Source organism: Halorubrum distributum JCM 10118 (assembly GCF_000337335.1).
In the GTDB taxonomy this organism is placed as follows: domain Archaea; phylum Halobacteriota; class Halobacteria; order Halobacteriales; family Haloferacaceae; genus Halorubrum; species Halorubrum distributum.
This window is the reverse complement of the sequence record NZ_AOJN01000027.1, coordinates 1-14,702: the sequence shown is the minus strand read 5'-3', so window position 1 is coordinate 14,702 and position 14,702 is coordinate 1. Positions and strand designations below refer to the sequence as shown.

The 14,702-nt window shown below is 68.0% G+C and carries 13 protein-coding genes and 1 pseudogene; 6 read left to right on the top strand and 8 right to left on the bottom strand.

What is annotated here, in order from left to right:
• Both C466_RS05255 and C466_RS05245 read left to right on the top strand, forming a co-directional pair.
• Complete coding sequence (locus C466_RS05255) at positions 1 to 1,629, top strand: MATE family efflux transporter (RefSeq protein ID WP_004598462.1); 1,629 nt, start codon at positions 1 to 3, stop codon at positions 1,627 to 1,629.
• 340 nt (positions 1,630 to 1,969) lie between these two features.
• A pseudogene (locus C466_RS05245) lies at positions 1,970 to 2,254 on the top strand (HVO_A0114 family putative DNA-binding protein); the annotation flags it as partial.
• A gap of 134 nt (positions 2,255 to 2,388) precedes the next feature.
• On the opposite strand, the gene C466_RS05240 reads toward C466_RS05245, so the two are convergent.
• From C466_RS05240 to C466_RS05220, 5 genes are all read right to left on the bottom strand, one after another.
• A complete protein-coding gene (locus C466_RS05240) occupies positions 2,389 to 2,616 on the bottom strand; it encodes a DUF7385 family protein (RefSeq protein ID WP_004598460.1) in 228 nt (75 codons plus the stop codon).
• 85 nt (positions 2,617 to 2,701) lie between these two features.
• Positions 2,702 to 3,904, bottom strand: coding sequence for a DUF418 domain-containing protein (locus C466_RS05235; protein ID WP_004598459.1), 1,203 nt, complete (start codon positions 3,902 to 3,904; stop codon positions 2,702 to 2,704).
• 797 nt (positions 3,905 to 4,701) lie between these two features.
• Positions 4,702 to 5,766, bottom strand: coding sequence for a Gfo/Idh/MocA family protein (locus tag C466_RS05230; protein ID WP_004598458.1), 1,065 nt, complete (start codon positions 5,764 to 5,766; stop codon positions 4,702 to 4,704).
• Between the two features lie 80 nt (positions 5,767 to 5,846).
• On the bottom strand, positions 5,847 to 6,338 hold the full coding sequence (locus C466_RS05225) for a hypothetical protein (protein WP_004598457.1): 492 nt from the start codon (positions 6,336 to 6,338) through the stop codon (positions 5,847 to 5,849).
• 70 nt (positions 6,339 to 6,408) lie between these two features.
• Positions 6,409 to 8,181, bottom strand: coding sequence for a thiamine pyrophosphate-binding protein (locus C466_RS05220; RefSeq protein WP_004598456.1), 1,773 nt, complete (start codon positions 8,179 to 8,181; stop codon positions 6,409 to 6,411).
• A 160-nt stretch (positions 8,182 to 8,341) separates the two neighbouring features.
• Here C466_RS05220 and C466_RS05215 point away from each other — a divergent pair, with 160 nt between their 5' ends.
• A complete protein-coding gene (locus C466_RS05215) occupies positions 8,342 to 8,626 on the top strand; it encodes a DUF5789 family protein (protein ID WP_004598455.1) in 285 nt (94 codons plus the stop codon).
• Positions 8,626 to 9,180, top strand: coding sequence for an adenylate kinase (locus tag C466_RS05210; RefSeq protein WP_004598454.1), 555 nt, complete (start codon positions 8,626 to 8,628; stop codon positions 9,178 to 9,180). Before C466_RS05215 ends, C466_RS05210 begins: the two co-directional genes overlap by 1 nt.
• Before the next feature lie 72 nt (positions 9,181 to 9,252).
• Here C466_RS05210 and C466_RS05205 read toward each other — a convergent pair whose 3' ends face one another.
• The gene (locus C466_RS05205; RefSeq protein WP_004599593.1) at positions 9,253 to 11,181 is read right to left on the bottom strand and encodes a DEAD/DEAH box helicase; all 1,929 of its coding nucleotides are present in this window, start codon (positions 11,179 to 11,181) and stop codon (positions 9,253 to 9,255) included.
• 112 nt (positions 11,182 to 11,293) lie between these two features.
• Here C466_RS05205 and C466_RS16915 point away from each other — a divergent pair, with 112 nt between their 5' ends.
• The gene (locus C466_RS16915) at positions 11,294 to 11,437 is read left to right on the top strand and encodes a hypothetical protein (protein ID WP_004598452.1); all 144 of its coding nucleotides are present in this window, start codon (positions 11,294 to 11,296) and stop codon (positions 11,435 to 11,437) included.
• A 407-nt stretch (positions 11,438 to 11,844) separates the two neighbouring features.
• Here the strand turns inward: C466_RS16915 and C466_RS05200 are convergent, their stop codons facing one another.
• Together C466_RS05200 and C466_RS05195 are read right to left on the bottom strand one after the other, a co-directional pair.
• Positions 11,845 to 12,603 (bottom strand): hypothetical protein, encoded by a 759-nt coding sequence (locus tag C466_RS05200; protein ID WP_004598451.1) that lies wholly within the window; start codon positions 12,601 to 12,603, stop codon positions 11,845 to 11,847.
• A 33-nt stretch (positions 12,604 to 12,636) separates the two neighbouring features.
• Positions 12,637 to 13,470 (bottom strand): thermonuclease family protein, encoded by an 834-nt coding sequence (locus C466_RS05195; protein WP_004598450.1) that lies wholly within the window; start codon positions 13,468 to 13,470, stop codon positions 12,637 to 12,639.
• Positions 13,471 to 13,836: 366 nt separating this feature from the next.
• Here C466_RS05195 and C466_RS16460 point away from each other — a divergent pair, with 366 nt between their 5' ends.
• Entirely contained in the window at positions 13,837 to 14,658 is an 822-nt protein-coding gene (locus C466_RS16460) for a hypothetical protein (protein WP_152418581.1), read from the top strand.
• Positions 14,659 to 14,702: the final 44 nt, after the last annotated feature.

The window sequence follows — 14,702 nt, the reverse complement described above, 5'->3', positions numbered from 1 at the left end:
GTGAGCGACGAGCCCGCTGCCGACTCGGACGACCCCTCCGACGACGGTTCGCCCGACGGCCCATCCGGCAACCCGTCGGACGGTCCCGTCGCCGGTCCGTCCGGTGGCCCCGGCGACGACGACGGCCCGCTCGACGACGAGTCGATCACCGAAGGGAGCCTCCTCCGGCCGCTGTTCCGCCTCGCGTGGCCGATCGTCGTCATCCAGCTGCTACAGGTGACGTACAACATCGTCGACACTCTCTACCTCGGCCGGCTCTCGGCTGAGGCCGTCGGCGCGATCAGCCTCGCGTTCCCGCTCATCTTCCTCCTGATCGCGGTCGCCGGCGGGTTCACGACGGCGGGCGCGATCCTCGTCGCGCAGTACACCGGCGCGGACGGCGAGGGGTCCGCCGGGCTCGTGGCGGGACAGACGATCTTCACCGTCTCGGTGCTGTCGGTGCTGATCGGTGTCGGCGGCTACTTCTACACCCGGCCGGCGCTCGAGATCCTCCCGAGCGACGCGGACACCGCGGCGACGGTGATCCCGCTCGCGGCCGACTACATGGAGGTCATCTTCGCGGGTATCCCCCTGATGTTCGGCTTCTTCGTCTTCTCGGCGCTGATGCGCGGCTACGGCGACACGCGGACGCCGATGGCGGTGATGTTCGTTTCCGTCCTCCTGAACGTCCTGCTCGACCCGTTCTTCATCTTCGGGTTCGAGGGGAACCCGCTGTTCGGGTGGCTCGCCGCGGTGCCCGGCCTCGGCGCGCTCGACCCGGTCGCGCTGGAGGCGATCCTGCTCTCGGCGACGGGGATCACCGGGATCGGCATTCAGGGCGCCGCGCTCGCGACGATCCTCTCCCGGGGCGTCGCGACCGCCATCGGGCTCTGGATCCTCTTCGGGACGGGCTACGGCCCAGACGTGACGTTCGGCCACCTCGTCCCGGACCTCGATTTCATCCGCGACATCTTCCGGCTCGGGCTCCCCTCCAGCGTCGAGCAGACGACGAGCGCGATGGCGATGATCACGCTCACGGCGATGATCGTCACGTTCTCGCCGCCCGTCGTCGCGGCGTACGGGCTCGGGAACCGTCTCATCTCGCTCGTCTTCCTGCCCGCGATGGGGCTCGGCCGCGCCATCGACACGATGGTCGGGCAGAACCTCGGCGCGAACCGCGCCGACCGGGCCGCCAAGGCGGTGAAGTTCGCCGCCACGACCGGCGCGGGCGTGATGTTCCTCGTCGCGGTCGTCGCCGTCGCGTTCACCGAGCCGATCGTGGGCGCGTTCCTCGGCGACGTGCCGGACGCGCCGGCGACCATCTCCTACGCGGTCGAGTACGTCCGGATCCGGTCCGTCGAGTTCGCCTTCATCGGCGTCTCGCAGGTAATCCTCGGCGCGTTCCGCGGCGCGGGCAACACCAAGACGGCGATGGTCATCTCGATCGTCACGCTGTGGGTCGGCCGGGTCGCGAGCGTGGCATACCTCGTGTTCGTCGCCGACTGGGGAGAGACCGGCGTCTGGGTCGGCATGGCGCTCGGAAACGTCCTCGGCGCGATCGTCGGGGTCGCGTGGTTCTCGCGGGGCACGTGGACCGAGCGGTACATCGACGACCCCGATCCCGGCGTCGACCCGGTGGGCGACGACTGACGCCCCGGATCAGTTGCGATCCGTCACAAGAGATATATTCCGGCCCAATCGCGCTCAATACAGGGGTAGTAGTCTATCGGCGCTTCAGTAGCACAGAAATGAGCATAAGCGCCGCAAAGACGATTGTGAAGCCCATCACTCCGACTCCGAAAACGTAGTACGGGTTCGTAAAATCGGGACTGTTGAGGAACAGATAGAGGCAAAAACTCGAACCCATCAAGACAATTATCGCAGACTGAATACTCGGCTTATACCAGTCTTCAAGCGATTCCCGAACAGTCCCATACATATCAGAACGATAACTCCAATACAGTATATCGTTTGCGGTCGGTAAAACTCCGATAAGTTCGCACACGGTCTCACCCCGCTCCGCCTGAATCTCATCCGGGCCATCGCCGAGGAAGCTCCCGAAAGCATGCGCGAAGCGGCGCGGCTCGTCGAGAGGGACGTATCCGACGTCCACTCTGACCTGAAGCAGCTGGAAGTCCTGGGTATCCTTCCGCTCGAAGAGGGCGGCCCCGGCGGCGCGATACAACCGGTCGTCCCGTTCGACCGCATCGAAGTCCACATCGATTACCCGCTCATCGATGACGGCGATGCCGACAGCGCCCCCGCGAGTGCGTAGTCGGTTCGTCTCAAGCCGGGAGGTGTCTCAGCGATCAATTCGCACTCTTCAGCGACCAGCCGTTTCGGGCGAATGTACGTCTGAAGACGGGATTTCAACGGAGCCGGCGCTCCGATAACCGATCGCCTGTGCGCTCAGTGCCTGAACAGGTACACCGCATCGTCGTCGCGGAGCAGACAGAACCGGGCGCCGTCGTTCTCGGGGAACGTCGTCCCCGCCTGTCGGGTGACGAACAGCCGCGAGAAGACGTCGTCGCACACCGGACACGCCATCTCCTCGCGGTTCTCCCAGAGGCTCGTCGCGCCCGAGTCGCGGAGCTGCTTCAGTTCGTGGCGGTGGTCGTGGACGTCGAAGCCGGTCATGGACGGGGGTTCGGCGGGAGGGTGTTGAACGTGTCCACGCGAGTCTCAGTTCGGAGAACGGGCGCGACCCGAGGGGCGCGCCCGGTCAGTTCCCGAGCCGCATCGGCTGCGCCTCGCCGTAGGTGAGCGTGCGCCACACCCACTCGACGGGACCGAACCGGAAGTACCGGAGCCAGAGCACCGAGAGGACGACCTGGACCGCCCAGATCCCGACGACGATCCCCATCGCCTCGACCCGGCTGACGTAGCCGAACAGCCCGAGCCCGTGCCCGTAGAAGATCGTCGTCGCGATCACCGTCTGGAGGAGGTAGTTCGTGAACGCGGTCCGGCCGACCGCGGCGAGCGCGCGGGTGACGATCCCCTCGCCGCGCCACCGGACGAACAGGGTGATCAGTCCGACGTAGCCGCCGGCGACGAGGAGGCTCCCGACGTAGTTGAACTGCCGCCAGTACAGCGCGGCGCCCGCGCTCCAGTCGTTCGCCTCGATGTAGGCGACGCCGGCGACGACGATGCCGACGCCGACGACGCCGCCCGCGACGAGCCGCCGGTAGAACGCCGTCGATCGCTCGCCGGTCAGCACGCCGCGCTTGTACAGCGCCATGCCGAGGAGCATGACGCCGCCGACCCGCCAGAAGCTCGACCCGATGAACCCGCTCGTCTGTCGCTGGAACGAGGAGTCGACGCGGTGGCTCATCTGGTCGAGCCAGCCGCCGCGGTAGGCGGCCACCTCCTGTCGGATCGCGGCCTCCGAGGGCAGCCACTGCCCGGCGAGCGCCTCGCCGCCGATCGAGACCGCGGCGAACAGCTCGATCGCGGGGATGAAGAGCAGGAATACCCCGGCGAGCCCGGCGAGCCGGCGCGCGTCGAGGTCGCGGACGAAGAGGAGGAAGATACCCGTGAACCCGTACGCGACGAGGATATCCCCGTACCAAAGCAGGTAGGCGTGGAGGAGTCCGACCGCGATCAGCACCGCGGTCCGCCGGAGGTGGAGGCGGACGGCGTCTTGTCCCTTCTCTTCTTTACTCTCGATGAACATGAGGACGCCCGCGCCGAACAGCGCCGAGAAGATGGTGATGAACTTCGACTGCGCGAACACGTGGCCGAGGAACCACGTCCAGTAGTTGAGCCCGGAGAAGTCGCCGTACACGTTGGGGTTGAGCAGGGTCTGCTCCGGCATCGAGAAGACGCGGATGTTGATGACGAGGATGCCGAGCAGCGCGAACCCCCGGAGGGCGTCGAGGCTGGTGATCCGTTCGGAGGGCGGCGTCGGGCCGGGATCGCGGGTCACGAGTTGTCCGACGGAAGAGCGCCCAGCACCGAATAGGTTCCCATCGCGGAGGGAGTCACCGGGGGTCGGGGCGGGCAGCGTCGCTGATCGGGACCGCTACCCTCGACTGGCGCGGTCGGCTCTGTCGAAATCCGATCCGTCAGGCAGATTCTCAACCGAAACAGTCGGTCGATGAACGTGCTTCCTGATCGGGTGCGGGAGTAGGTGTAGTAGGTCGTGAGTGAGTCCATTTATAAATAGAATTGCGGAGTCGCTGTCGGCTGTTTATAAGTGAGTGACGCTACTGCGGCGAGTTCCTCCAAAGCCCCAGCCGGCGAGGCGCGCGGAGGCGAAGTAAGCACTGCAGGAACGAGCAACGCGAGTGACGAGGAGCACAGCGAGCGTCCGCGCGCCTCGCCGGCTGCCCCTTTGATTCCCGCCCCACACCGCACAGCACCACCGGAAGACGTTCCTGCTCGCTTCGCTGCGCGGGCTGCGTCTTCCGTGATCCCGCTCACTCCCTTCGGTCGCTCGCGGGACCGCAGCCTCACACCTCCCCAGCCTCGCGGTTCGCGCTCTCCGAGCGCTCACCGCGTCCCTCGCGGGCTGGCTCGCGGCCTCCGCTTCGCTCCGGCCGCTCGCAGGCGCGCCACCGCCGGCTATTTATAAGCGAGAGTCGGTGTCGGTCGCGTCCGTTTACGTATCAAACTACCGCGACCGATCTACAGTACTCACTCCCGCTATCGCTCATCTCTCCCTCTATATTGAACGGAACTGGCAGCGAATGTATCTCTTGAAGAGGATTTCAAACGGGCCGCTCAGTCCAGCCGGACCGCCGCGCCGGTCTCCGAGGACCGGTAGATCGCGTCGATGACCCGCTGGACGCGTAACCCCTCCTCGACGGTGTTGATCGCGGGCGCCTCGCCCGCGGCGACCGCTTCGAGGAACGTCGCCTGCTCGGCGGCGTGGCCGTCGCCATCGCGCGTCTCGACCGTCGCGTCCGTGAGGTGGTGGCCGCCGCCGACGCCCGCCTCGTGGATCGTGAGGTCGTCGCTGCCGCGGTCGAGCGTCGCGCCCGCCTCGGTGCCGCGAACGACGAACTCGTCCGTCGCCGGTCGGTTCGTCGCCCACGCGACTTCCAGCGACACCGTGGAGCCGTCGGCGGCGCGGATGAACGCCGACGCGGAGTCGTCGACGTCGAACCCCTCCGGACCCGAGTCGTCGCCCCACATGTGGACGTACGCGTAGTCGTCGCGGCCGCCGAACTCCGAGCGCGTCTCCCCCGAGACCTCCACGACCTCGGGGTGATCGAGGAAGTAGAGGGCGAGATCGATCGCGTGGACGCCGATGTCGATGAGCGCGCCGCCGCCGGCGACGTCGGCCGACGTGAACCACGACCCGCGGCCGGGGACGCCCCGCCGGCGCACGTAGTTCGCCTCGACGTGGGTCGTCTCGCCGAACCGCCCCTCGTCCTGGTAGTGTTTGACCACCCGGACCGGCTCCGCGAACCGGTTGTTGAACCCGACCATACAGAATCCCTCGGCGTCGCGGGCGGCCTCGGCGATGCGCTCGGCGCTCTCGAGCGTGTGCGCCAGCGGCTTCTCCAAGAGGACGTCGAGGCCGGCCTCCAGCGCGGAGGTCGCGTACACCTCGTGGAAGCGGTTCGGCGTGGTGATCAACACGGCGTCGCAGTCGTCGTAGAGGGCCGCCTCGTCCTCGTAGGCCGGGATGTCGAACTCCTCGTGGAACCGCGCCCGGGCGTCCGCGTCGATGTCCATCCCGGCGACGAGGTTCGCGTCGCGTTCGACCAGCTTCGTCGCGTGGTGGGACCCGATGCCGCCGAGGCCGACGATGCCGACGGCGACGTCGTTCGGATGCGTCATGGGCTGGATTCACAACGAGTGTTGTTAAGGCTCACGTCCGCCCGAACGCCGTGAACCCGACGCGTCGACCAAAGGGTCGCTCAGGCGACCGGGACGGCGGTGGCCGCGGTCACCGCGCCGTCGGCGAGCGTCGCCGCGACGTCGAGCGTCGCGGGCGCCATCGAGTCGACGAAGTCGAAGAGGCCGCCGAGCGACTCCGCGTTCTCGACGAGGCCGTCCCGCGCGTCCAAGAGCGCCCGGAACCGCTCCGGCTCGCGGGCGATCACGAAGCGACCGACGGACGCGCCGGTCCCGAGAAGCGCGAGGAGGGCGAGCGCTCGCGAGATCGCGAGCAGTTTCAACAGGACCGGCAGCGCCAGCGCCAGGGCCAGCGCGGCGACGACACCGGTAACGACCTCCCCGAGGGATCCGCCGTCGGCCAGATCGACGACGCCCGCCCCGGAGAGCAGGACGAAGCCGCCGACGAGGAGCGCCAGCGATCCCCACATGAACGCCGCCAGCAACCGGACCGGGCCGTCGTATCCGTTCCCGGCGTTGTCCGGAACGTCGTCGTGGACCCACGGGTTTCGCATACGGAGACTTCAGAACCAACGCTGATATAGATCGCTTCAGATCTCCGAAACGCCGGGCGTGAAACGGAAGCTACTCGCCGGGACGCGCGCCCGTCATCCACTCGCTCGCCTGCGGTTCGGCCGGGTCGGTGACGACCTCGACGAGCGCCGGCCCGTCCCGGCCCCGAGCGCGCTCAACGGCGTCGCCGACCGCGTCGCGCTCGCTGACGCGCTCGGCCGGCAGGCCCATCCCCGACGCGACCGCGACGAGGTCGAGGCCGGTCTCCGCCCAGCCGTAGGCGCCCTCGGAGAACTCGTACGAGCGCGACGCCGCCTCGCTGATAATCGCGTAGTCGTCGTTGTTGAGCGCGACGACGGTCACGTCGATCCCCGTCGCAGCGAGGGTGTGGAGCTCGTGGACGCACATCATGAGCCCGCCGTCGCCGGTGAGGGCGACCACGTCGCGGTCCGGGTTCGCCAGCTTGGCGCCGATCGCCGAGGGGAGCCCGGTCCCCATCGTCGCCCACGAGCCGGGGTTGACGTACGACCGCGGTCCCGCGGCGGGGAAGGAGACGAGCGTCCACAGCCGGAACCCGCCCGCGTCGGCGGTGACGACCGCCTCCTCCGGGACCGCGTCGCGGACCGCCGAGAGGACCTCGACGGAGCGGAGCGGGCGGGAATCGCGGTCGTCGCGGTCGTCGCGGTCGTCGCGGTCGTCGCCGCCGTCGCCGTCGGTCGACGCCGACAGGGCCGCGAACCGCTCGCGGTCGGCGGCGCGGACCGACTCCGCGCGCTCGGCGCCTGAACGGTCGCGAGACGGCGCGCGCTCGTCGGCGAATTCCTCGTCGAGCGCGCGGAGGAAACGGTCCGCGTCGGCGACGACGCCGAGGTCGGTCTCGTAGCCGAATCCCACGTCGTCGCCGTCGAGCGTGACGTGGATCAGCGTCTCCGGCATCGAGACGGACCACGAGGCGGTCGCGACCGCGTCGAGGTCGGAGCCGACGACGAGGCCGACGTCGGCGTCCGCGAGGAGGTCGCGGAGCTCCGCGCTCGCGCCGCCGCAGAGGACGCCGGCGGACAGCGGGTGCGACTCGGGGAGCGTCCCTTTTCCCTTATAAGTCGTCACGACCGGCGCGTCGAGGCCCTCCGCGACCGACCGGAGCGCGTCGCTGGCGCCCGAGCGCCTGACGCCGCCGCCGGCGAGGAGGACGGGAGCGCCCGCGTCTGCGAGCAGGTCTGCGGCCTCCGTGACCCCCTCGGCGGGCGGGGACGGCGGCGGGGACGGGTCGCGCTCGCCGACCGCCGGCTGGGGCGTGCGACCCGCGAGGACGTCCTTCGGGATCCCCACGCGGACCGGTCCCTGCGGGTGTTCGCGCGCGGTGCGGATCGCCTCGACGACGGCCGGGACCGCGCCCGCCGGCGAGTCGACGAGGACGTTCTCCTTGACGACCGTGTCGTACGTCTCGGGCGGCGTCTCGTGGATGCCGTCGCCGCCGCGGACCGACCGCTCCGTCTCGACCGCGAGGTGGAGCAGGGGGACGCAGTCGTTGAGGGCGTTCTTCAGCCCGTTCATCGCGTTCGTGTCGCCCGGGCCGGGGACGACGCAGGTGGCGGCCATTTCGCCCGGCTCGCTCGTCTCGGCGTACCCCCACGCCTGGTGCGGGACGGCGGTCTCGTGGCGGGCGACGACGAACCGCGCGTCGCGGTCGGCGAGCGCTCGGTTCAGCGGGAGGGTCTGCTTCCCGGGGATGCCGAAGACGGTGTCGACGCCGCGGTCGAGCATGGCGTCGACGACCGCCTCGGCGACGGTCGGGTGCGGGACGGCGTCCCTGTCGGTCGCGGACGAGGGCTTGTCAGCGTCCATGTCGCGAAGTCACCGGAGTGTGTGTTGAAAGCTTCGCCGGACGACGGCCGGCGGTGGGGTCCGTGCTGCCGGCGGGCGCGCGAAGGCAACGGCCGGGAGGCGCGACGACGCCCCGCGGTACATACACACTTATACTCACGTGCGTTGTCATATGGTATGGATGCGCTTACCAGAGACGCGGGACCTGTTCGCGAGGAAGCTGGAGTTTCCGGCACCCCGAAGCGAGGTGCTGGAGACGGTCGGTGACACGGAGCTGTCGCCGCCGGGCGGGGAGTCGACGACTATCCGGGCGGTCATCGACCGGTCAGAGGTCGAGACGTTCGACTCGGCGGACGACCTCTACGACACGCTGATGATGCTCGTCGGGGCCCAGTTCATCGGGCGCCGGTACTACGACGACCGCGGCGGGATGTCGGGCGACGAGGAAAACGAGGTGAGCTTCTGATGTCCGTCACGCTCGTGTCGGGGGTCAACGGCGTCGGCCTCTCCAGCGTCTGTCAGGCGGTCAGGCGCGGGCTCGGAGACGGATACAAGCTGATCAACTTCGGCGACGTGATGCTCGAACAGGCGGCGGCGATGGGAATCACGACCGAGCGGGCCCAGCTCGGCACGCTCTCGCAGACCGAGACGCGTCGCCTCCAGCGCCGCGCGGGCGAGTTCGTCGCCGAGGAGGCGGCGACGACGAACGTGATCCTCTCGACGCACCTCGCGGTCGAGGCGCAGACCGGATACGTCCAGGGGCTGCCGGTCGAAGTGCTCCAGGACGTCTCGCCCGACGCGTTCGTCTTGGTGGAGGCGGACCCGGCGACGATCCTCGAACGGCGACGGGAGAGCGACCGCGACCTCGACGGGATCACCGAACGCCAGATCGACTTCGAGCAAGACCTCAACCGGTCCGCGGCGCTCCAGTACGCGAGAGACCAGAACGCGCCCGTTCGGTTCGTCGAGAACGAGGGGGAGATCGAAGCAGCGGCCGAACGCCTGGCGGACTCGCTCTGACCGCCCGACTCGGGCCGACCCGCACCGCGGGCAGAGGGGGTCGCGTCGCGGGCTGAGGAGTCGCGTCGCGCGTCACTCCGCGACGTTCGTCTCGCGGACGCGGACGCCCTTCCGGCCGAGGTGGCGCATCTGGCGCTGGGCGAACTCCTCTTCGCTCGACCCGCGCGTCGCGAGGACGTAGACGAGCGCGGAGCCGGTCGGGCGCATCGTCCGGCCCGCGCGCTGTGACCCCTGTCGCCGGGAGCCGCCGAGGCCGCTCGCGACGACCGCGAGCTCGGCGTTCGGGAGGTCGATCCCCTCGTCGCCGACCCGGGAGACGACGAGGACGTCGAGGTCGTCGGTTTCGGTATCTTCAGCGTCGACGTCCGCCGCTCGGAACCGTCGGAACAGCTCCGCGCGCTCGCGGTGGGGCGTCTCGCCGCTGATGAACGGGGCGTCGAGCGCGTCGGCGATCTCTCGGCCGTGGTCGAGGTACTCGACGAAGACGAGCGCCTTCTTGTCGCGGTGGGCCGCGAGCAGGTAGCGGATCTCCTCGACCTTCGCGGGGTTCTCGGCCGCGAGCCGTCTGTGCTCGCGGCCGTCCGCGGCGGCGTACTCGTTGCGGGCCGTCTCGTCGCGCCACGGGACGTAGCGGATCTCGACCTCCGGCTCCTGAACGAAGCCGGCCTCGAAGAGTGAGTCCCAGTCGGCGCCGATCGGCTGACCGATCAGGGTGTAGATCTCCTCCTCGCTGCCCGTTTCGCTGACGGGGGTCGCCGAAAGCCCGAGCCGGTGTTTGCTCTGGAGCTCGGCGGTGCGGGAGTAGACGGGGGCGCTGACGTGGTGAGCCTCGTCGAAGCAGATCAGCCCCCACTCGCGGGAGTCGAAGAGGCTGCGGTGGCGGTCCATCCCGGCGATCTGGTAGGTCGCGATCGTGACGGGGCGAACGTCTTTCGTGCCCCCGTGGTACAGCCCGATGTCGGCCGGGTCGACCGTCGAGTGGTCGAGCAGTTCCTCGCGCCACTGGTCGGCGAGCTCGCGTGAGGGGACCAATATCAGCGTCTCGCCGCCGACCGCGGCGATCGTCGCGATCGCGGCGACCGTCTTCCCGGATCCGGGCGGCCCGACGTACACCCCCGACTTGCGGTCGAGGAACGTCTCGACCCACGTCGCCTGGTAGTCGCGGAGGTCCGTCGTGAGCTCGATCTCGACCGGGTCGCCGGTTTCGAGGTCGCGGTCGTCCTCGACCGGGTAGCCGGCGTCGTAGAGCGCGCGCTTCACCGCGGCGACTGCGTCCTCGTTGACCCACGCCTCGGTGTCGGAGATGGGCGCGCGGAGGTGGTCGTCGTCGAGGTGCTGGTCGGCGACGTTGCCCATCAGGCTCTCCGAGGCGGCTTCGAGGACCACGTAGCCGTCCGCGTGGGTGTACAACCGGAAGCGGTGCGCGCGGCGCCACTGGTCGCGCACCCAGTCTTCGAGGTGTTCGAAGCGTCTCGGGAGGACGGAGCGCAGCGCGTCGACGAGCGCGTCGGCGGCGTCGAACGGCGCGGCCCACACGTCCTCCTGCCGGATCCGATAGAGGTAGCCGCGCGTGCCGGGCTCCGTGCCCGTGGTGTCGACGAGGTGCGCGAACTGCGAGAGCCGTGCGCGGGTGTACTGGGTTGGCCGGTCGACGACGATCTCGCGGCGCTCCGGGAAGACGACGACGCGCTCGCGGCTCGCCAGCGCGCCCCAGTCGCGCGGGTAGAAGACGACGGGGTCGGCCTCGACGTCGAGCCGGTCCACGTCGCCGCGGTCGACGAGCGCCGCGAGGGCGTCGCGGGCCGCGGCCTGTGTGGTTCCGATTCGGCGGGCGACCTCGCTCGCGGTCGCGACCGGGCGCTCCTCGGCTTCGAGCGCCTCGTGGAAGCGATCCAAGGAGAGATTGTCGGCGTCAGAGCTGTCGGGGTCGGGAGTCGCGTCGTCGGTGAGAGCGTCGCCTCCGGAATCTTCGCCGGCGTCATCGCCGGTGTCGTCGGTCATCACCGACGCTTCGACCGCGACGCGGAAATGAATAGCGTCACCGGGTGGGCGGTCCGGTCGGCCGGCGCTCGGCACAAAGCATATAGGGCGAATTCGAAAAACGCCCGGCCCCATGCTCGACGCTGAATTCGAAGTGTGTACCGAGTGCGGCAACCTCCACATGGAGGGCGGGGCCGGTCCCCGTGATGTCGCGGAGTGCGCGGTGTGCGGCGGCCGCGTGAGCGACGTCGAACTCGACGACATCATCGGATTATAACTCTCGACGGGCGTTCGGCCGAGTCGATGGCGTGTCCGAGACGGCGGCCCGGTCAGCTGTTTATAAATAGCTGCTACCGTTGACCCGGGAAACACCGCCAAAGCCCCAGTCGGGAGGCCGGCGCAGACGACGTCAGCACCGCAGCGAGTGAGCGGAGCGAACGAGCGAGGAGCGCAACGAGTGTGCGCCGGCCTCCCGACTGCCCCTCTGAGTCCCGCCCCGCACCGCTTCGCACAGCTCCTCATACCTCCCCTGCCTCGCGGTTCGCGCTCTCCGAGCGCTCACCGCGTCCCTCGCGCGTGCTGGCTCGCGGGCCGGTGGCCCGCTCGCAGGCACGCGCCACCGCACAGCCGAGCCGTTCGCGAATCGCGTGACTACTCGGGGTCGTTTATAAATAGCGCCGCCAGCTACCGACCCGGCGACCGCTGCCGACACCGCCGCGAGGTGATCCCCTCCTTCGAGCGGAACCGGCAGCCGCAGTCGGTACAGCGCACGAACGGCTCGCCCGGCTCGGTTTCGAGCCGGTGCTGGCCCACCTCGAAGGGGCGAGTCACGGTCCGGGGGCGGATCCGGTCGGGGATCGGCGTCGACGCCGACTCGCTCAGGGCGGCGCGCACGGCGATGGTGTCGACGTCGACGCCGTCCCACCGCGAGGCTTCGAGGGCGGCCTCGCGGTCCGCGACCTCGGTCCAGCCGGTCACGACCACCGGGGAGTTCGTCTCCGTGTCGCTCACGACCACGACGAACCGGACGCCGCCCTCGACCAGCGCGAACCGCCAACCGTCGGTGCTGTTCCACCGGAGCTGTCCCTCGCGGATCGCGTCGCTCACGGTGCGCGTCGAGACGTACCGGCCCGGCTGTTCGAGCCGCTCGCGGAAGTGGTCGGTGAGCGCGTACAGGGAGGGGTCGCGCACCGGCGGGTCCTCCGGCGTCCGGGCGGCGGCCGCCCCGCCGCGGCGCGAGTCGACCGACCGATACTCCGCGCGACGGTCGAGCCGGTCGGACCGACCGGCCCGTTGTCGGCGACGCGCGGGCGACTCCGGCGGGGACCGAGGCCGGACGTCGTCCTCGCGGGTCGCGGCGGCGGTCGTGGAAGCGGTCCGACGCTCCGTCGATCCGGGTCCGAGGGGCTCCGCGTCCCCCGACCCGCCCTGTCGGGATGCCACTACGACACCGTATCGAGCGCGCTCTTAAGTGTGTTACGGCGACACAGGGAGGGCGGCCGGGGTAACCCCGAACTCGGGGATCGACTCGCACGCCTCGCCGTCGCCGTCCGCGTCGAGGTTGTGCGGGTCGTCAGGCGACCGGTCGAGGACCGCGTTCGCCTCCGCCCGCGTGTCGAAGTCGCCGCAGTCGTAGTCGCCGTCGTCCGGGAGCGGCGGGAGATCACCGTCGTCGACCTCGCTCGCCTCGGTCGGGTAGTCGGACTCGTCGAACGCCCAGAGCCCCGCCCCGCGCTCCCGCGCGTCCGCCTCGGCCGCGGCGTACGCGTCCCGCTTCGCGAACTCGGTGTCGTACAGCCGCGCGTACCCCGCCGTGAGCAGGCGCTCGTTGAAGTCCTCGCCGTCGACGTACAGCACCGCGAGGAGGCGGCCGTAGCTCCCGCGGCGGTCGCCGCCGGTGACGGCCGTGACCTCCTCGCCGGCGAGCTCCGACTCCGCGAACGCCGACGCCTCGAGGCCCCACGCCCGGAGGTGCGCCCGGCCGGCGTCGGTCTCCGGGATTCCCTCGAACTCGCCGGGCGAGGTCGACTCGGCGCTCGTCTCGGGCGTGTCGACGCCGAGGAGCCTGACGGTGTCGACCTCGCCGTTCGGGAACTCGACCTCCATCGTGTCGCCGTCGACGACGCGCACGACGGTGCCGGTCCAGGCCGTGTCGTCCGGGTCGTTCGGGTCGACGCCGTCCGGGTCGGCCGGGGGCGAGTCGAGGTCGGCAGGCGGCGAGTCGGTGCCGACGTCCGGGACCGGCGCGCCGGCGCAGCCGGCGAGCACGACGAGGAGGACGACCGCGATCGGCCGCCAGCGAACGCTCATACTCACGCGTGGCCGGGAGCCGTGAAAAGTCGGGTGGTGGCGGCCTTACCCTCACGCTCGGCCGCGATCGAGCGGTTTCGCTGACCGATACACGTGGAATCTTCCGTCCCGGTGAACGTGAAGCGTGGGATGAGGGGATCGAGGAGGCCGACTACATGAGCGAGCTATGACCTTGGCAAAGCACTACATGACGCGATGATCGACCGAGATGGGGTCGATGATGCCGTCAACGAGCATACGGAAGATTGAGTATAGGCGTTTGTTTAAGCCTATCTTGTATACGATCTTCTTTATATATGCACCCGTCGTTTGTTTCAAATTAATAATACGTGTTTATTTATCAGACGAGCAAATATCTTCTCGAAAATGGCAGCTCATAAATTGATTCCATATTGGATTCAAATCAGGGAGTCAAATAATGCGGACTCTAACTGGGATCAGACACGACTTCGTGAGTACGAGTCAAGTTTTCCATATAACAACCTCACAGACTATTTTGAGGACTTTCTGGACCAATACACTCAGGAAACACACTTAGACTGGGATCGGCAAAAGATCTTCAACGTTGCTGAATATCGTAGGGACGGAAATACAATTGAAGGACGATTCAAGGGTGGTGAGTGGGGTCGAAATGCTGATTTCTACGACGTGGAAGAAGAAACCAGATACGAAGATCGGCGTGAAGAGAGTCACGCCGAAGAAATACCGTTCTATTTCTTATTCCATATCCCAGACCGAGACACTTCACAAGCACTCTTCATTCTCAGCAAGTACAAGCGAAAAGGTATAAAAACTACATTTAAACAGCTCTTCGATCCGGCTATCCGAGAAAGTGGAATCGGTGACGCCTATATGACCATCAAACCGCATTTTTCTGATAGAGCAGCAGAGAAGATCGATGAAGCAGATAAAGTTGCTTCAGTCAAGTTCCGAGGGCAAGACACAGTTCCTGCGAGAGAAGAGTACGCAAGCCAGCAGAACATCCAACGAGTTCACGATGATATCAGCGGGATGCTCGAAGTAGACATGGAAACAAAACTGACCCCCGATGAAAATAGAGAAGGGTTCCGCGGGTTAGTTCGAGGTCTTTTACCAGAAGGCGACAGTGAGGCATTTGAGTATGGCCAGTTCACACAAGACAATTTCAGTACTTCACAAAGCCGCTTAGTTAGAACGCCTGCTTGCTGAAGGTGTGTCTACGACCCAGCAAGCAGACAGTGAACTCCACGAAG

Excerpts from the sequence above, each read along its gene's own strand:
- C466_RS05225 (WP_004598457.1), bottom strand. The coding sequence starts at position 6,338 with ATGCGAAACCCGTGGGTCCACGACGACGTTCCGGACAACGCCGGGAAC.
- C466_RS16460 (WP_152418581.1), top strand. The coding sequence starts at position 13,837 with ATGGCAGCTCATAAATTGATTCCATATTGGATTCAAATCAGGGAGTCA.
- C466_RS16915 (WP_004598452.1), top strand. The coding sequence starts at position 11,294 with ATGCTCGACGCTGAATTCGAAGTGTGTACCGAGTGCGGCAACCTCCAC.
- C466_RS05220 (WP_004598456.1), bottom strand. The coding sequence starts at position 8,181 with ATGGACGCTGACAAGCCCTCGTCCGCGACCGACAGGGACGCCGTCCCG.
- C466_RS05240 (WP_004598460.1), bottom strand. The coding sequence starts at position 2,616 with ATGACCGGCTTCGACGTCCACGACCACCGCCACGAACTGAAGCAGCTC.
- C466_RS05205 (WP_004599593.1), bottom strand. The coding sequence starts at position 11,181 with ATGACCGACGACACCGGCGATGACGCCGGCGAAGATTCCGGAGGCGAC.
- C466_RS05195 (WP_004598450.1), bottom strand. The coding sequence starts at position 13,470 with ATGAGCGTTCGCTGGCGGCCGATCGCGGTCGTCCTCCTCGTCGTGCTC.
- C466_RS05215 (WP_004598455.1), top strand. The coding sequence starts at position 8,342 with ATGCGCTTACCAGAGACGCGGGACCTGTTCGCGAGGAAGCTGGAGTTT.
- C466_RS05210 (WP_004598454.1), top strand. The coding sequence starts at position 8,626 with ATGTCCGTCACGCTCGTGTCGGGGGTCAACGGCGTCGGCCTCTCCAGC.
- C466_RS05230 (WP_004598458.1), bottom strand. The coding sequence starts at position 5,766 with ATGACGCATCCGAACGACGTCGCCGTCGGCATCGTCGGCCTCGGCGGC.